Annotated in this window: 13 protein-coding genes and 2 riboswitches; of the genes, 8 read left to right on the top strand and 5 right to left on the bottom strand. The window is 65.5% G+C overall.

The features are described from left to right. Positions 1–155: 155 nt before the first annotated feature. Both QYS36_RS08755 and QYS36_RS08760 read left to right on the top strand, forming a co-directional pair. Positions 156–287, top strand: coding sequence for a hypothetical protein (locus QYS36_RS08755; protein WP_308839111.1), 132 nt, complete (start codon positions 156–158; stop codon positions 285–287). Between the two features lie 271 nt (positions 288–558). Continuing rightward, a complete protein-coding gene (locus QYS36_RS08760) occupies positions 559–1,647 on the top strand; it encodes a 3-deoxy-7-phosphoheptulonate synthase (protein ID WP_308839112.1) in 1,089 nt (362 codons plus the stop codon). 91 nt (positions 1,648–1,738) lie between these two features. On the opposite strand, the gene QYS36_RS08765 is transcribed toward QYS36_RS08760, so the two are convergent. The 3 genes from QYS36_RS08765 to cobW all read right to left on the bottom strand — a co-directional run bounded on the left by QYS36_RS08765 (position 1,739) and on the right by cobW (position 8,768). Then, on the bottom strand, positions 1,739–3,349 hold the full coding sequence (locus QYS36_RS08765; protein WP_308839113.1) for an ATP-binding cassette domain-containing protein: 1,611 nt from the start codon (positions 3,347–3,349) through the stop codon (positions 1,739–1,741). A gap of 628 nt (positions 3,350–3,977) precedes the next feature. Continuing rightward, entirely contained in the window at positions 3,978–7,706 is a 3,729-nt protein-coding gene (gene cobN / locus QYS36_RS08770; RefSeq protein ID WP_308839114.1) for a cobaltochelatase subunit CobN, read from the bottom strand. A 12-nt stretch (positions 7,707–7,718) separates the two neighbouring features. Beyond that, positions 7,719–8,768: a cobalamin biosynthesis protein CobW gene (gene cobW / locus QYS36_RS08775; protein ID WP_308839115.1), complete on the bottom strand. Its 1,050-nt coding sequence runs from the start codon at positions 8,766–8,768 to the stop codon at positions 7,719–7,721. A 96-nt stretch (positions 8,769–8,864) separates the two neighbouring features. Then, positions 8,865–9,056: riboswitch (cobalamin riboswitch) on the bottom strand. Positions 9,057–9,127: 71 nt separating this feature from the next. After that, positions 9,128–9,330, top strand: a riboswitch (cobalamin riboswitch). 95 nt (positions 9,331–9,425) lie between these two features. Here cobW and QYS36_RS08780 point away from each other — a divergent pair. Genes QYS36_RS08780 through cobM form a run of 4 tightly spaced genes read left to right on the top strand, consistent with a single transcriptional unit; the run spans position 9,426 to position 11,563 of the window. Continuing rightward, entirely contained in the window at positions 9,426–9,611 is a 186-nt protein-coding gene (locus QYS36_RS08780; protein WP_111462915.1) for a CbtB domain-containing protein, read from the top strand. A 10-nt stretch (positions 9,612–9,621) separates the two neighbouring features. Then, positions 9,622–10,335, top strand: coding sequence for a CbtA family protein (locus tag QYS36_RS08785; protein WP_308839116.1), 714 nt, complete (start codon positions 9,622–9,624; stop codon positions 10,333–10,335). Continuing rightward, complete coding sequence (locus QYS36_RS08790) at positions 10,332–10,739, top strand: cobalamin biosynthesis protein (protein ID WP_308839117.1); 408 nt, start codon at positions 10,332–10,334, stop codon at positions 10,737–10,739. The genes QYS36_RS08785 and QYS36_RS08790 overlap by 4 nt, the downstream gene beginning before the upstream one ends. 50 nt (positions 10,740–10,789) lie before the next feature. Beyond that, on the top strand, positions 10,790–11,563 hold the full coding sequence (gene cobM / locus QYS36_RS08795) for a precorrin-4 C(11)-methyltransferase (RefSeq protein ID WP_308839118.1): 774 nt from the start codon (positions 10,790–10,792) through the stop codon (positions 11,561–11,563). On the opposite strand, the gene QYS36_RS08800 is transcribed toward cobM, so the two are convergent. Then, on the bottom strand, positions 11,526–11,831 hold the full coding sequence (locus QYS36_RS08800) for a hypothetical protein (protein ID WP_308839119.1): 306 nt from the start codon (positions 11,829–11,831) through the stop codon (positions 11,526–11,528). The genes cobM and QYS36_RS08800 overlap by 38 nt on opposite strands. Before the next feature lies 1 nt (position 11,832). After that, positions 11,833–14,565, bottom strand: a complete 2,733-nt coding sequence (locus QYS36_RS08805; protein ID WP_308839120.1) for a PAS domain-containing protein — start codon at positions 14,563–14,565, stop codon at positions 11,833–11,835. 100 nt (positions 14,566–14,665) lie between these two features. Between QYS36_RS08805 and QYS36_RS08810 the strand changes: the two genes are divergently transcribed. Together QYS36_RS08810 and QYS36_RS08815 are read left to right on the top strand one after the other, a co-directional pair. After that, entirely contained in the window at positions 14,666–15,136 is a 471-nt protein-coding gene (locus tag QYS36_RS08810; RefSeq protein ID WP_308839121.1) for a prepilin peptidase, read from the top strand. A 161-nt stretch (positions 15,137–15,297) separates the two neighbouring features. Further along, the gene (locus QYS36_RS08815; protein ID WP_230125384.1) at positions 15,298–16,020 is read left to right on the top strand and encodes a response regulator transcription factor; all 723 of its coding nucleotides are present in this window, start codon (positions 15,298–15,300) and stop codon (positions 16,018–16,020) included. The last annotated feature ends 26 nt before the right edge of the window (positions 16,021–16,046 follow it).

Here is a 16,046-nt window from a genome sequence, read left to right on the forward strand (position 1 = left end):
CGCGCCATGCGCGCGAATCGCGGGCATGGACTGGGCGTCCCCGCCCGCTCCCACATAACCCCTTGTACCTCTTGGAATAACAGAGTCCATTCACTACCGACGCTTGCAATCACACACACCCTGGATTACTTTCGAGCCATTCAACGGAGCCGCACATGTCCACATCCCTGATCCTGAACGCCACCCGCCTCGATGCAGCCTGCATCGTGATCGCGCGTGCCCAGGCATCGGTGGTCGCTGCAGCTTCGTATTTTTATGGGTATTGGTTTAGCTACAGGCGCGCCTGATACCCCACAGGCGCCCTAGTAACCCAGGGTCGCCACCAGACAGTTTCTCGAAACCCCCGGTCGGCCTCCCGACCGGGGGTTTTGTTTTTTCCGGCACATCGATTGTTCACAGAGGATTTCACCATGACCGCCTACACCACCTACCAAACCTATTACCGCTACAGCTGGCGATTTATCGGCGCTCACGCCGCTCAACCACTCAATCGAACATCCCATCGAGCCAGATAGTGCGCCGCGCGCGGTAATGTCCGCGCCGGCCGAGGAAATCACCATGTCCGTAGCCGTCAACTCCCGCTCCACCGCCAAAGCCGCCGACCTGCACCTGGTCGCCCAGCCGAGCCGCCGCCACACCTCGCCACTGCCAACCGCCAGCCAGTTGCGCGAAGAACTGCCCCTCTCCGCGGCCCTTGCCCGCCAGGTGCAGCAACAGCGCCACTCGATCCGCGCCATTCTCGACGGTCACGACCCGCGCCTGCTGGTGGTGGTCGGCCCCTGCTCCCTGCACGACGATGCAGCGGTACTCGAATACGCCGAGCGCCTGGCCGCCCTCAGCCAGCGGGTGGGTGATCGCCTGCTGCTGGTGATGCGCGCCTACGTCGAGAAACCGCGCACCACGGTGGGCTGGAAGGGCCTGGTCTACGACCCGGCGCTGGATGGCAGCGGCGACATGGCCGAAGGCCTGCGCCGCTCGCGCAAATTGATGCTCAGGCTGCTGGAGCTGGGCCTGCCGTTGGCCAGCGAGATCCTCCAGCCACTGGTGGCCGGCTACTTCGACGACCTGCTCGGCTGGGCGGCGATCGGCGCACGCACCAGTGAATCCCAGGTGCATCGCGAGCTGGTCAGCGGTTTGGAAATGCCGGTGGGCTTCAAGAACGGAACCGACGGCAGCCTCGGCATCGCCTGCGACGCCATGCGCTCGGCAGCCCATGCCCATCAGCACTTCGGCGTCGATGGCCATGGCCGCCCGGCACTGGTGCACACCCACGGCAACCCGGACACCCACCTGGTGCTGCGCGGCGGCCACGCGGGGCCGAACTACGACGCCGCCAGTGTCGCCACCGCCCGCGCCGAACTGCAGCGCCAGGGCATCGCGCCGCGGATCATGGTCGACTGCAGCCATGCCAACAGCGGCAAGAACCCGCTGCGCCAGCCCGAGGTACTGAGCAACGTGCTTGACCAGCGCCTGGCCGGCGACGGCGCCCTGCGTGCGGTGATGATCGAAAGCCACCTGTTCGACGGTGCCCAGAGCCTTGGCGGCGAGTTGCGCTACGGTGTATCGATCACCGACGGCTGCCTCGGCTGGGCGGGCACCGAGCGCATGCTGGTGGACGCTGCCATCCGTATGCGCCACTTGGTCTGACCACCGGTAGCCTGGCGTTGAGCGCAGCGATACCCAGGGGCGCACTTCCCGGGTGTCGCTACGCTCGACCCAGGCTACGACAGCCCATCGATCACGCCCTCTGGTACTGCCAACCCTGCGCCGTCCACTGCAGGCGATCGGTGATCGCCAATGCCTCGATGAAGGCCGCGTCGTGGGAGACCACGATCAGCGCCCCACGGTAGTCGCGCAGCATGGTTTCGACGGCCAACAGCGAATCGAGATCGATATGGTTGTCGGGCTCGTCGAGCAGCAACAGCGGCGCCGCCGGCTCGCTATCGATCACCCCGGCCAGCGCCAGCTTCAGGCGTTCACCACCACTGAGCCGTGCACAGGGCAGCAACGCCCGATGAGCATCCAGTCCCAGGTGCATCAGCCGAGTGCGGGCCAGCGCTTCGGGCAACCCGTGGTTGCACCGGCGCAAGTGCTCGAGCGCGCTTTGCGCCGCGGGCAGGCAGGACAGTTGTTGATCCAGGTAGGCCAGCGGCACCTCGACCCGACACGCTCCGGCAACGGCTGATAGCCTACCGGCGAGCATCGCCAGTACGCTCGACTTGCCACAACCGTTGGGCCCGGTGATCGCCAGCCGGCGTGGGCCGAACAGGTCGATATCCGGCAGGCTGGCAGCCGAGAACGGCGCTTGCACAGCGCGCAGGCTCAACACCCGCTTGCCCTCGGGCAGGGTTACAGCACCGCCATGCAGCTGGATTCCCTGGTTCTCATCGACCTGCGCGGCGGCCTCACGCACCGCGCCATCGAGCCCGCTACGAGCTTCTTGCAGGCGCTGCTGCAAACGGCCGGCGCTGTTCTCGCTACGGCTCTTCTGCTGACCCAGGAGGATTGGCGCCTGGTTGCTGTCCCGTGCGCCTCGCGCTCCGTTGGCAGCTCTACGCTGCTGGCGCTGCTGCTGTGCCTGCAACGCCCGCTCGCCCCGTTTGCGTTCGGTACGGGCATGCCCCAATGCATGCTGGGCGGCTTGTCGCTCACGTAACAGAGCGTCCCGGTAGACGCTGTAATTGCCGCCGTAGCCGCGCAGCCCGCCTGGCGACAGTTCGACGATACGCTGCATGCCGTCGAGCAGTTGCCGATCATGGCTGATCACCAGCAGGCCTCCCGGCCACTGCTGCAGGCGCTCATACAGACGCTGACGGCTGGCTTGATCCAGGTGGTTGCTGGGCTCATCGAGAATCAGCAGGTCGGCGCCGCTGAAAAACATGCCAAGCAGCACCACCCGCGTGCGCTCGCCGCCGCTGAGCATGGCGGCCGGGGTTTGCAGGGAGAGGTGACCAAGGCCCTCGTCGCGCAACGCCGCGTGCAGACGCTCGGCGATATCCCAGCGGCCTTCGAGCGTCTCGACATCGTCCTCGTCCATGCAGCCTGCAGAGACGCGACCCAGCGCATCGAACGGCGCAGCAAAACCCAGCAGGTCGACCACCCGCGTTCCATCGGCCACCTCGATATCCTGAGGCAGATAGGCGACCTGCGCCTGCCCGGTGATGCGCCCTGCGCTCGGCTGCAAGCGCCCGGCGAGCAGACGGCCGAGCACGCTCTTGCCGGCGCCATTGCGCCCCACCAGGCCGGTGTGCCGGGTATCGAAGGTTTCGCTCAGTTCATCGAACAGCGGCTGGCCGTTGGAAAAATGAAAGGACACGCGCTCGAGCGCGATAACAGGCGAGTTCGTCATGAATGACTCCAGGCAATGCCGTGAAAACGCGCGGCACAAGGCCACGACGAAAGATCACAGGTCGTGCGAGCACGACGGCATTACTGGCGCATTGGACGAAACTCCGCAGGGGAATGGACGGTTAGGCTAAACCCAAGGTCAGGTCAGGGCAACCGAGGCGACTTGTAAAACCGAAAAAACGCCGAAGGAAGCTTCAAGGCAAGAGCTGGCGGTCATCGCTGGCTTTGTAATGTCTTTCTTGTGCAAAAGTAACTGACGACGCCAATCGCCCCTTCAGGAGGCCGAGTGGAATCGTTGTGGAGAGGGTTGAGCGACATGGATGTCGCGAGAGCCGCGATGGGCCAAGGATGGCCCTTCGCGGCGGGCCCTCGGAACAATGATGAAGCGAGGGAACCCCGGCGAAGCCGGGGCCGGATGTCGGGGCTAGACCTTTTGGTTTCTTTTGGGGCAATGCCAAAAGAAACCCGCTCGCCAGAGCGGAACCGAGCGCACAAGCAACTCGGTAATGCTAGCGGGCTAATTCTGGAGGAATGGGCTATGTCCATTATTTTCGCGGGCATGGCCCGCTCCCACAGATAGAGGTCTTACGGCCGCTAGCGCCACTTTCCGGCCAACGCGCCAACAGACCTCAGCTTTCTTCGCTATCGAGCAGCAGGTTTTCCAGGGCTTCACGGTACTCGCCCGGCTTCTGCCACAGGCCGCGTTGCTGGGCTTCGAGCAGGCGCTCGATAATATCCTGCAGGGCGCCGGGGTTGTGCTGCTGGATGAAATCGCGGGTGCCTCTGTCCATCAGGTAGGCGTCGGTGAGCAGGGCGTACTGGTGGTCGTCGACCAGCTCGCTGGTGGCGTCGAAGGCGAACAGGTAGTCGATGGTCGCGGCCAGTTCGAAGGCGCCCTTGTAGCCGTGGCGCTTCATGCCCTCGATCCACTTGGGGTTGGCCGCGCGGGCGCGCACCACCCGCCCCAGCTCCTGCTTGAGGGTGCGGATGCGCGGGGTGTCGGGCTGGCTGTTGTCACCGAAGTAGCTGGCCACCTTGCCACCACGCAGGGTTTCCACGGCCGCCAGCATGCCGCCCTGGAACTGGTAGTAGTCGTTGGAATCGAGGATGTCGTGCTCGCGGTTGTCCTGGTTGTGCAGCACCGCCTGCATGCGCTCCAGGCGCTCGGCGAACTGCTCGCGGGCCGGCGCGCCCTCCGCGCCCTTGCCGTAGGCGTAGCCGCCCCAGTTCAGGTACACCTCGGCCAGGTCCGCGCGGTTTTCCCACAGGCGTTCTTCGATGGCGTTCTGCACGCCGGCGCCATAGGCGCCGGGCTTGGAGCCGAAGATCCGCCAGCCGGCCTGGCGCCGTGCCTCGAGCTCGTCCAGCCCGCCATCCTGCAGCGTCAGGGCTTCCTGCCAGACCCGGGCGGACAGCGGGTTCATGTCCGGCGCCTCGTCCAGATCGGCGACCGTCTGCACGGCATCGTCGAACAGGCGGATCAGATTGGCGAAGGCATCACGGAAGAACCCGGATACCCGCAGGGTCACGTCGACACGCGGGCGACCGAGCTGCTCCAGGGGCAGCACTTCGAAACGCTCGACCCGCCCGCTGCCGGCCTGCCAAATCGGGCGCACGCCCATCAGCGCCATGGCCTGGGCGATATCGTCGCCGCCGGTGCGCATGGTCGCGGTGCCCCACACCGACAGGCCAAGCTGGCGCAGGTGGTCGCCTTGATCCTGCAGGTGCCGTTCGAGCAAGCGGTCGGCGGCCTGCACGCCGAGGCGCCAGGCGGTGGGCGTGGGCAGGTTGCGCACATCCACGGAGTAGAAATTGCGCCCGGTCGGCAGCACATCGAGGCGCCCACGGCTCGGCGCACCACTGGGGCCGGAGGGCACGAAGCGGCCATCGAGGGCGTCGAGCAGACCGTGCATCTCGGCATCGCCACAAGCATCCAGCAACGGCGCGATATGGCTGCGCAGGCTGTGCAGCACCGTTTCACTGATCGGGCCGACAGATTCGCCACCTTCGATCAGTCGCAAGCCCAACAGCTCGAGTCGCTCACGGGTGTCGCCAAAACTGCGCCAGGGCTCATCGCTCAGATCAGCCAAAATCTCCGGACGCGGGCCCATCCACGGCGCCGCCATCTCGCAATCGAGGGGGTCGAAGTCAAGGGCCAGATCATCGGCCAGCGCGCGCAGCAGGCTGGCATTGCTGCCCTGCCCGTCGCCACGCGGAATGCGCAGCAGCGCCAGCAAGGTATCGCGGCGCAGGGTGCCGCTCGGCGATTCGCCGAACACATGCAGGCCATCACGGATCTGCGACTCCTTGAGGTCGCACAGGTAGGCGTCGAGTTGCGGCAGCCAACTGGCGGGGTCGTCATTGAGCTGCAGGCCCAGCTCACGGTCGAGGCTGGCCTCGCGCACCTTGTGCAGAATCTCGCCACGCAGCTCACTGGCGCGGCGCAGGTCGAGCTGGCTGGCGTCGTAGTACTCGTCGGCCAGCCGCTCCAGGTCACGCAGCGGGCCGTAGCTCTCGGCACGGGTCAGCGGCGGCATCAGGTGGTCGATGATCACCGCCTGGGTGCGCCGCTTGGCCTGGGCACCTTCGCCGGGGTCGTTGACGATGAACGGGTAGATATTCGGCAGCGCACCGAGAATTGCCGTCGGCCAGCAGCTTTCCGACAGGCCGACGCTCTTGCCCGGCAACCACTCCAGGTTGCCGTGCTTGCCGACGTGGATCACCGCATTGGCCTCGTATACCTGGCGCATCCAGAAATAGAAGGCCAGGTAGCCGTGCGGCGGCACCAGATCCGGGTCGTGATAGACCGCCGCGGCATCGACCTGATAGCCACGGGCCGGCTGGATGCCGACGAAGGTCAGGCCAAAACGCAGGCCGGCGATCATCAGCCGGCCTGCGCGGAACATCGGATCGTTCTCGGGCGAGCCCCAGCGCTCCAGCACCGCCTGGCGATTGGCTTCGGGCAGGGTGGCAAAGAAATGCTGGTAGTCGTCCAGCACCAGGCTTTGCGCGCAGGGCCGCAGGTCGAGGTTGTCGAGATCGTTGGTCACGCCGCCGAGCAGCTGGTGGATCAGCGCCGTGCCGCTGTCCGGCAGCGCCTCGACCGGATACCCCTGCTGCTGCAGGGCCTGGAGAATATTCAGTGCCGCCGCTGGCGTATCCAGGCCGACGCCGTTGCCGATACGGCCGTCGCGGGTCGGGTAGTTGGCCAGTACCAGGGCGATGCGCTTATCCACAGCCGGAAGGCGCTGCAAATCGGCCTGACGGCGCGCCAGTTCGGCGACGAAATCCATGCCGGGCAGGTGCGCGCGGTAACAGACCACATCGCTCTGGCTGCGCTCGCTGCGAAAGGCCAGGCCCTTGAAGCTGATCGGCCGGGTGATCAGCCGGCCGTCCAGTTCCGGCAGCGCGATATGCATGGCCAGGTCGCGGGGGCCGAGGCCCTGGGCGTTGCCTTGCCATTGCTCCTCGCTGTCCAGCGCACAGAGCGCCTGCAGCACCGGCACGTCACGGCGGAACGGCCGCGCCTGGGGCGACTCCGGGTTGGACTGGGCAAAACCGGTGGTGTTGATGATCACGCTGGCGCCCACTTCGTCGAGCCAGCTCTCGACCTGGGCCATGCAGGCCGCCTCCTTGAGACTGGCCACGGCGATGGGCAACGGGTTGAGGCCCTGGGCCTGCAGGCGCTGGCAGAAGGTGTCGACGAAGGCGGTGTTGGCCGCCTGCACATGGGTGCGATAGAACAGCAACGCGGCCACCGGTGCATCGGCCTGCCAGTCGGCGCGCCAGTCCTGCAGCGTGGCATTGCCCGGCCGTGGGTGATACAGGCCGACCCGCGGCAGCGGGTGCGGCGGCTGCCAACGGTAGTCACGGCCCAGGTAGCGCTCGGCGATGCAGTTGAAGAACTGCCGTGCGTTATCCACCCCGCCCTGGCGCAGGTACTGCCAGAGCCGCTCGGCATCCTCGGCGGTCACGTTGCCCAGCGCCGTGAGCTCGGGGTCGGGGTTATCGCAGCCCGGCACCAGGATCAGCGTCTTGCCCTGCCCCGCCAGCTCCACCAGCCGCTCGATACCGTAGCGCCAGTAGCTGACGCCACCATGCACGGAAATCATGATGACCTTGGCGTGCCTGAGCACCTGCTCGACGTAGAAGTCCACCGAGGCGTTGTTGCCCAGTTGCGCCGGGCTGGCCAGGCGCAGGCTGGGGTAATCCTCGGGCAGATGGCGGGCAACTTCGGCCAGCAGCGACAGGTGCGAATCGCCGGTGCACAGCACCACCAGCTCGGCGGGGGTCTGGCCGAGGTCGGCGATGCTGTCGGCCGGCAGCGACTGGCCGGGCTGGGTACGCAGCAGGTGCATGACGGGCGCCGGTTACGCCAGCGCCGCTTTCAGCTCGGCCGTGATCGCCGTGTGATCGAGCGCCTGGCCGATCACGATGAGGCGAGTCACCCGGGCTTCGTCAGGCTTCCAGGCGCGGTCGAAATGCTTGTCGAAGCGCTGACCAACGCCCTGCAGCAGCAAGCGCATGGGCTTGTTCGGCACCGCGACGAAACCTTTCACCCGCAGGATGCCGTGTTTGCCGACGACTTCCTTCAGTGCGCTCAACAGGCGCGCCTCGTCTGTTTCCGGTAGTTCCACGTGGAACGAGTCGAATTCGTCGTGATCGTGGTCTTCATCCTCGTTGTCGTGGTGGGTCTTGCGGCCTTCGATATGTAGCTCGGTCTCGCTGTTCAGGCCCAGCAGCACATTGAGCGGCAGCGAGCCGCCGTGGGCCTCGACCACCTTGACCGCCGGCGGCAGCTCTTCGCCCACTTCGGCGCGCACCGCGGCCAACGCATCGGCATCCAGCAGGTCGGCCTTGTTGAGGATCACCAGGTCGGCGCTGGCCAGCTGGTCGGCGAACAGCTCATGCAGCGGCGACTCATGGTCGAGGTTGGGGTCGAGCTTGCGCTGGGCGTCGACCTGATCGGGGAAAGCCGCGAAGGTGCCGGCCGCTACCGCCGGGCTGTCGACCACGGTGATCACCGCATCGACGGTGCAGGCGTTGCGAATTTCCGGCCAGTTGAAGGCCTGCACCAGCGGTTTGGGCAGGGCCAGGCCGCTGGTTTCGATGAGGATATGGTCGAGGTCGCCACGGCGCTCCACCAGCTCGCGCATCACCGGGAAGAACTCTTCCTGCACGGTGCAGCACAGGCAGCCGTTGGCCAACTCATAAACCCGGCCGTTGGCCTCTTCCTCGCTGCAGCCGATGGTGCACTGCTGGAGGATTTCACCGTCGATGCCCAGTTCGCCGAATTCGTTGACGATCACCGCGATGCGCCGGCCCTCGGCGTTTTCCAGCATGTGGCGCAGCAAGGTGGTCTTACCGGCACCGAGAAAGCCGGTGACGATGGTGACGGGAAGTTTGGCGAGCGTTTTCATGATGGCCCCTGGCGTCTGCATAAACGGCGAGCGGGCGATAGGATGGCAGGCGCGAGCAGGCTGGCGCGAAGGCATCACCGGATCACCCCGCCCGGTTGTCGAAAGCGTTATCGAGGCAGGTCTCCTGGCTTGCGACTGGCGCATAGCGCGATTCCTTCGCCTTCCCGCGTCATCGCAGTGGCCTTGAAAAGGATTCAGTCGTTCACAGTTGCGGGGGCAGCCACGGCATTCCGTGTTCCCTCTTAGCTCCATGGCAACCCATGGAGAACCTCGAACACCGCAAGGCTACGCAGAGGCCGAGGCAGGGTCAATCGCGGCGCAACCTACAGCATATTGACGCTCTGCCTGCTTCGTGGTGTTCTTGCCCGGTTGTTTCAGGTGTCTCACGCCGCCGCGCGTGAGGTGAAACGGGAAGCCGGTTCGAGTCCGGCGCTGCCCCCGCAACGGTAAGCGAATGCCAGGATCGTTTTGGCCACTGTGCGCAGGCATGGGAAGGCCGATCCTTATCACCGCCAGGTGATCGTCGTGAGCCCGGAGACCGGCCTGAATCCTCTGTTTGGCAACCCGCGGTGGGCGGGCACGCGCCGACTATCGCCCGCCCGTGCGGGTAGTCTCGCCGTGTCCTGCTGTGCCGTTTACCCCCTGAGGTCTACGATCATGTCCAGCAGCGTCCTTTCCACTTCCAGCGCCTCCGCGCTGCCCCTGTCGCAACGTATCCTGCTCGCCGTCGGCAGCTGCGTGCTGGGCGCCGTGCTGATTTTCTTCGCCGGCTTCTCCCACGTCGAAGCCCTGCACAACGCCGCCCACGATACCCGGCATAGCGCCGCGTTCCCGTGCCACTGAGGACGCCAGAATGATCAAGCGCATCGCCCAGACCGCCGGTTTCGCCGGCCTGCTCGCCGCCATCGTACTGACGCTGCTGCAGAGCCTGTGGGTAACCCCGCTGATTCTGCAGGCGGAAAGCTTCGAGGTCGGCGAGCCTGCCGCCATCGAACACCACCACGAGGCCAACGCCGCCCACGGGCACGACGCCGCAGGCGGCCACAGCCACGATGGCGAAGCCTGGGCACCGCAGGACGGCTGGCAGCGGCTGTTATCCACAGGCCTGAGCAACCTCGTGGTAGCCGTCGGCTTTGCGCTGATGCTCGCCGGCCTGTTCACCCTGCGCGCCCCCGAGAAAACCTGGCAGGGCCTGCTCTGGGGCCTGGCCGGTTTCGCCACCTTCGTGCTGGCGCCGGCCAGCGGCTTGCCGCCGGAATTGCCAGGTACCGCTGCGGCAGAACTGCTGCTGCGCCAGTACTGGTGGATCGGCACCGCGGCATCGACCGCCGCTGGCCTGGCGTTGCTGGCGTTCGGCAGCAACTGGATGCTGCGCATTCTCGGTGTGATGATTCTCGCCCTGCCGCATGTGGTCGGCGCACCGCAGCCCGAGGTGCATGCAAGCCTGGCGCCCGAAGCACTGGAGCAGCAGTTCATCCTTGCCTCGCTATTCACCAATGCGGCGTTCTGGGCGGCGCTGGGCCTGGCCGCTGCTTGGTTCTACCGGCGCAATCGCCAGGGCGCATGAGCGAGCGCCCGACCCTCGTCGCCGGCCTGGGTTGCCGGCGCGATTGCTCGCTCGATGAGCTGTTGGCGTTGCTCGACAGCACGCTGGCCGAGCACGGCTCGAACCCGGCCGAGCTGGCGGCCCTGGCCAGCAGCGCCCACAAGGCGGATGAGCCAGGCCTGCAACGGTTGGCCGCGCACCTGAACCTGCCGATCCGCTTCCTGCCCGCCGAGGTATTGGCGGGTTACCATGGGCGCCTGAGCGAAACCTCGGCCAAGGCGTTACAGGTGACCGGCACGCCTGGCGTGGCCGAAGCCAGCGCCCTGGCCCTGGCCGAACAGCTGAGCGGCCAACCCGCTCGCCTGTGGATAACCAAGCGCAAGAGCGCCGCTGCCACCGTGGCTGTCGCCCGTGTTCACCGCTAGGCTGGATCACGCTCGAGCACTGCCGCCTTGCCCTCACATTCAGGAACCCCATGACCGTCTATTTCATCGGCGCCGGCCCTGGCGACCCCGAGCTGATCACCGTCAAGGGCCAGCGCCTGATCCGCAGCTGCCCGGTGATTCTCTACGCCGGCTCGCTGGTGCCGGAAGCGCTGCTCGACGGGCATCAGGCCAACCAGGTGGTGAACACCGCCGAATTGCATCTGGATGAGATCGTCGCCCTGCTGCGCGCCGCCCACGCGCGTGGCGAGGACGTGGCCCGGGTGCATTCCGGCGACCCGTCGCTGTATGGCGCCATCGGCGAGCAGATTCGTCATTTGCGTGCACTGGCCATCCCCTTCGAGATCATTCCCGGCGTCACCGCCACGGCAGCCTGCGCGGCGCTGCTGGAAAGCGAGCTGACCCTGCCAGACGTAGCGCAAACGGTGATCCTCACTCGCTACGCCAGCAAGTCGCCGATGCCCGCCGGCGAACAGCTGCATGACCTGGCCCGTCACGGCGCGACCATGGCGATTCACCTGGGCGTGCAGCACCTGGCAAGGATCGTCGCCGAGCTGCTACCGCACTACGGCGCCAGTTGCCCGATCGCGGTGGTGCACCGTGCCAGCTGGCCGGATCAGGACTGGGTGCTCGGCACCCTGGCGGATATCGAAGCGAAGGTCAGCGCCAAGGGCTTCAAACGTACCGCGCTGATCCTCGTCGGCCAGGTACTGGGGGCGCAAGATTTCGCCGACTCGGCGCTCTACAACGAAGGCCACCGCCACCTGTTCAGGACAGGTGCTGCAGACGATACAGACTCTCGCTGAGCTTGCCGCAGTTTTCGGCGATGGTGATCTGCGCGCCCTGGCGGGCCAGGCGCTGGTTGAGGTCGCTGGCGTACAACTGCTTGAGAAAGGTCGGGTAATCGGGGGCGCCATGCTGGCCGAACAACCAGGCATGCAGCGCGAGCAGATGAAAGCTCCACTTGCCTTGATGGCAATCGAAGCCGGCCGCGCGCAGCCGTTCGATCAGTTGCTGATCCCCCTGCAGTACAGCCGCGCAATAGGCGTGCAGCGTATCCAGCCATTTGTTCATATCAACTGGCGACCACCGGCAGTTCGATGCGGAAACAGGCGCCGCCATGCTGGTTGCTCACGCTCAGCTTGCCGCCCATCTGATTGACCAGGCCATAACTGACCGACAGTCCCAGGCCCGTGCCCTTGCCCACCGGTTTGGTGGTGAAGAACGGGTCGAAGACCCGATCCAGCAGCAGCGGGTCGATGCCCCCGGCGTTGTCCTGCACCTGCACGATCACCTTGTCGCCCTCGCAGTCACTGCGCAGCAGGATACTGGGCTCCAGTTCGGGATGCTTGTCCCGGGCACCGAGCAGCGCGTCCTTGGCGTTGACCAGCAGGTTGATGATCACCTGCTCGAGCTGGTCGGCATGCCCGCGCACCTGGGGCGTGCCGCACAGCTGCAGGGTCAGGTCGATGTCACGCACCAGCTCGCCCTCGCGGATCAGGGTCACGGCGCCCTCGATGGCATCGTCCGGGCTGAACAGGTCGTCTTCGACCTCGGAGCGCCGGCCGAAGATGCGCATGTGGTTGATGATCTTCGCGGCACGGGTGATCTGCTGCTCGATACGCCCCAGCTTGTTCTTCAGGTACTCGGGGTTGGCCGAGCCGTTTTCCACGCCCTTGAGGGTATTGGTCAGGGCGATGCGCATGACGTTGAGCGGCTGGTTGATCTCATGGGCAAGCCCGGTGGCCATCTCGCCGAGCACCGCCATCTTGGCGCTCTGGTTGAGCATCTGCCGGGCCTTCTGCAGCTCGGTGTCGTCGCGGCCGACGGCCTGCACCTCGAGCAGCTTGCCCTGCTCGTCGAACACCCCGCGCTCGGACAGCACCCACCAGATGTGCTCGCGGCCGGGCAGGTCCATGCGCACCAGCGCGGTACCGACTGGCTCCTCGGGCGTCAGCTGGCGGTGGCGCTCGCGAAACTGGGTCAGCTCCTGGGCCGACAGGTAGGTGGCCAGGCTGGTGCCGGGCAGGTTTTCCTGGCGAATGTCCAGGTACTGGGCCAGCGGCCGGTTGGCGTAGACCAGGGTGAGGTCGGGGCGATAGCGACAGATGATCGCCGGCGAATCCTCGACCAGGATGCGATAGCGCTCCTCGCTCTCGCGCACTCGCTCGGCGGCCTGGGCCGCGTCGGTCACGTCCAGGCACAGGCCGACCGCCTCGATAGGGATGCCGCGCTCGTCACGCAGCAGCTTGGCCTCGTCCTGCAGCCAGTGGTAGCGGCCCTCGCGGTCGATCAAGCGGTAACGGCAGCTGGCCACACCCTGGCTGAGCAAGGTGCGGGTATGGGCGAAGTAGATGTCGCGGTCATCGGGGTGGATGAAGTCAGCCACGCTGCGCTGCACGAAGTCGTCCAGGGTCCAGCCCAGCAGCGCGCTGCTGCTGTCGCTGCAGAACACCGGCACGAAGGCGCCCTCGTCGTAGCGATGCACATAGATCACCGCCGGCGCACTGGCGACCAGGCTCTTCAGGCGCGTGGTGGCGGCGTCGGCCTCGACCTCCTTGAGCTTCATGTCGTTGATGTCCAGCACGGCACCAACGATGCGCCGTTGGCCGTTGGCATTGACCACCCGAGTGTGAATGCGGAACCAGCACAGCGCGTCGTCGGCATCGCGCAGGCGCACCACCTGCTCGAAGGCGCGGCCACTGAGCTCGGCATCACCCAGGCGGATGCGAAACTCGTCGCGATCGGCCAGGGTGAGCAGCTCCAGCCAATCGGCCAGGGTGACCGCCGCGCCCTGGGTGAAACCGAAGCGCTGCATCAGGCAGGGCGCCAGCAGAAAGGCGCCGCTGCGTGGCACGTACTCCCACCAGCCGGTACCGAGCAGGTCCTGCAGGATATCCACACGCTCGCCGTGCACCTTGCGCGTCTGTTCGTCGAGGCGCTGCAGCAAAGGCGCCGCGATATGGGCGAAAAGATCCAGCCAATCCCGGGTGTTGAGCTCCGGCATGCTCTGGTGGGCGACGTACGGTGAGCACAACAGCCAGGCGCGGATGCCCTGGTGATCGGCGTAAGGCACCAGCCACACCGAATCCGCGGCATGCCACTCGGCCATCCCGGCATCACCACGCAGCCACTGCACCGGCTGGTCGCCGGCATAGTGCTGCAACTCTCGCGGCAGGTGTTGGCCGTCGTCCCAGAACACCGGCGTCAGGGCGTCCCGGTAATGACCGACGACCTGCCAGCCGCCGCGCAGGCTATCCGGCAGCGCCAAGGCCACGCAGGCCATGCGCAGGGCCTGGGCCATGGCACCCAGCCAGTCGTGAATGTGGCGGGGAAATTCGACGCGCTCGGTGCCGCGCACGGCCTGCGCCACGGTGCTGAGCTGCGAGAACACCTGCAGGCGCTGCTCGCAGGCATGCAGCCGGGCCAGGAAATCGCCCACCTCGAAGGCCTGCAGCGACCAGCCCTGTACCTCGGCCTTGAGCCAGCCGCGGGTATGCAGGATGCCGCCGTCACGGGTAACGAAGGACAGATCGAGCATCTGCTGCACGAAGGCTGCCAGGTCGGTGACCAGGTAACGGCTCTGCCCGTGCAGCAGCTGCTCCAGCGGCAAGACCTGGGAAACCGCGATCGGCAGGCGATCGGCCAGGTTGCCGGAGACCTCGAACACGCGCCCCAGGGCGTCGATGGACAGGTTCAGGCAGGGGCTGTTGGCCGATATGGGTGTCGGGGGCGCTGAAAGCGCGCCGGTGTCGAGCGGCGAATGCGGATCATCGCCACGTTTGAACCAATCCTTGAACACTTGCATTGTCCGGCCCACCTACCATGATTAGCGCCGCGGGCGGATGAAACTCCGCCAACATGAATCGGGCTGCCACGCCCTTCTTCCCTGGATACCCGTTGTCGCCATGGCCTACTTCGTACTGCTCGGCTGGCTGGCTGCCTGTGCACTGCAAGATGCGCAACACCGGCGCATCAGCAACCTGCTGACCCTGGGCGCTCTCGCTGCCGCCCTGCTCCATCTGCTGGCCTTTGGCAGCAGCTTCACCGGTGCTGGCGTGCAGGCCGCCGCCCTGGCGATGGGCGTGGCGTGCCTGCTGTCGCTGCCCGGCTACCTGACCCGCCAGATGGGCGCCGCCGACGTGAAGATGCTGCTCGCCCTGGGCGCCGCCAGCGACAGCAGCCATGTGTTGTTCAGCGTGATCGGCGCGGCGCTGGCGCAAGTCGGCTGGCTACTGCTGCTGCGCGCCAAGCCGCGCATCGGCCTGGCGCTTCCCGAGAAATGGCTGTTCTTGCGAACCGTCACAGCCAAGAAGGCGCCCTACGCCCCCTTTTTATTTGCAGGTTTTGCACTGGCAGACATCTGGTTTTGGATATAACAGGCACGTTATTAAATCAGGATAGCCAAGCGACCAAACTTTTCCTATAACACTAAAGTGATAAGTCGACTTAGGCGAAACCTGTACAAACAATCATTTTTGACACGATATGCGCCGCTGCTACTCTCCAGGTGGTTACTTTTAAATAGGCAGTGCTTCGCATGGACCGCATTAACACCCTGCGAATAATGATCGTTGACGACGAACCCCATATCGTCGAGGAACTCGCCGAGTTTCTCGAGCAGCTGGGTTATGAGGTGACGTCATGCAATAACACCCACGATGCCTTGCAGGCCTTCCAGGCAGATGAGCGCATCGCCATCGTGCTCAGCGACATGCATATGCCAGGGCTTACCGGGGTGCAACTGGTGGCTGAGCTGGCCAGGCTGGGACGGCCTGGGCGCCTCTACGAAACGGCCATTTTCACCGGCAGCACCGACAAGCAGGACGTCATTCTTGCCCTGCGCGCCGGGGTGAGCGACTACTACCAGAAGCCGGTGAACCTGCAGGAGCTGGAGGCGGGGGTGAAGCGCCTGCAGGAGCGTGTCGAGCAGAAGCTCAAGGAGCAGCAGATCCGCCAGCAGATACAGGATCTCGCCGCTTCGCTGCATGAAATGCACAGTGAGCTGATACCCACCATCGCGATCAAGAACGTCGCGCAGATGAGCGCCACCGCCGATACCGTTCCCGAGCCCTTCGACAAGTTGTCACGCCGGCAATTGGCCGTTGCGCAACTTATCGCCAAAGGAATGACCAATTACCAGATATCCTGCGAGTTGGGCATTACGGAAAATACCGTGAAGCTTTACGTTTCCCAGATATTGAGACTGACCCGCGTTCATAACAGAACGCAATTGGCCCTGTCCTACCCTTCCCATGGGTAAAGTTTGTAAACGCCTGAATAACGCCG

The organism is Pseudomonas sp. G34 (genome assembly GCF_031119625.1).
Classification (GTDB): Bacteria; Pseudomonadota; Gammaproteobacteria; order Pseudomonadales; family Pseudomonadaceae; genus Aquipseudomonas.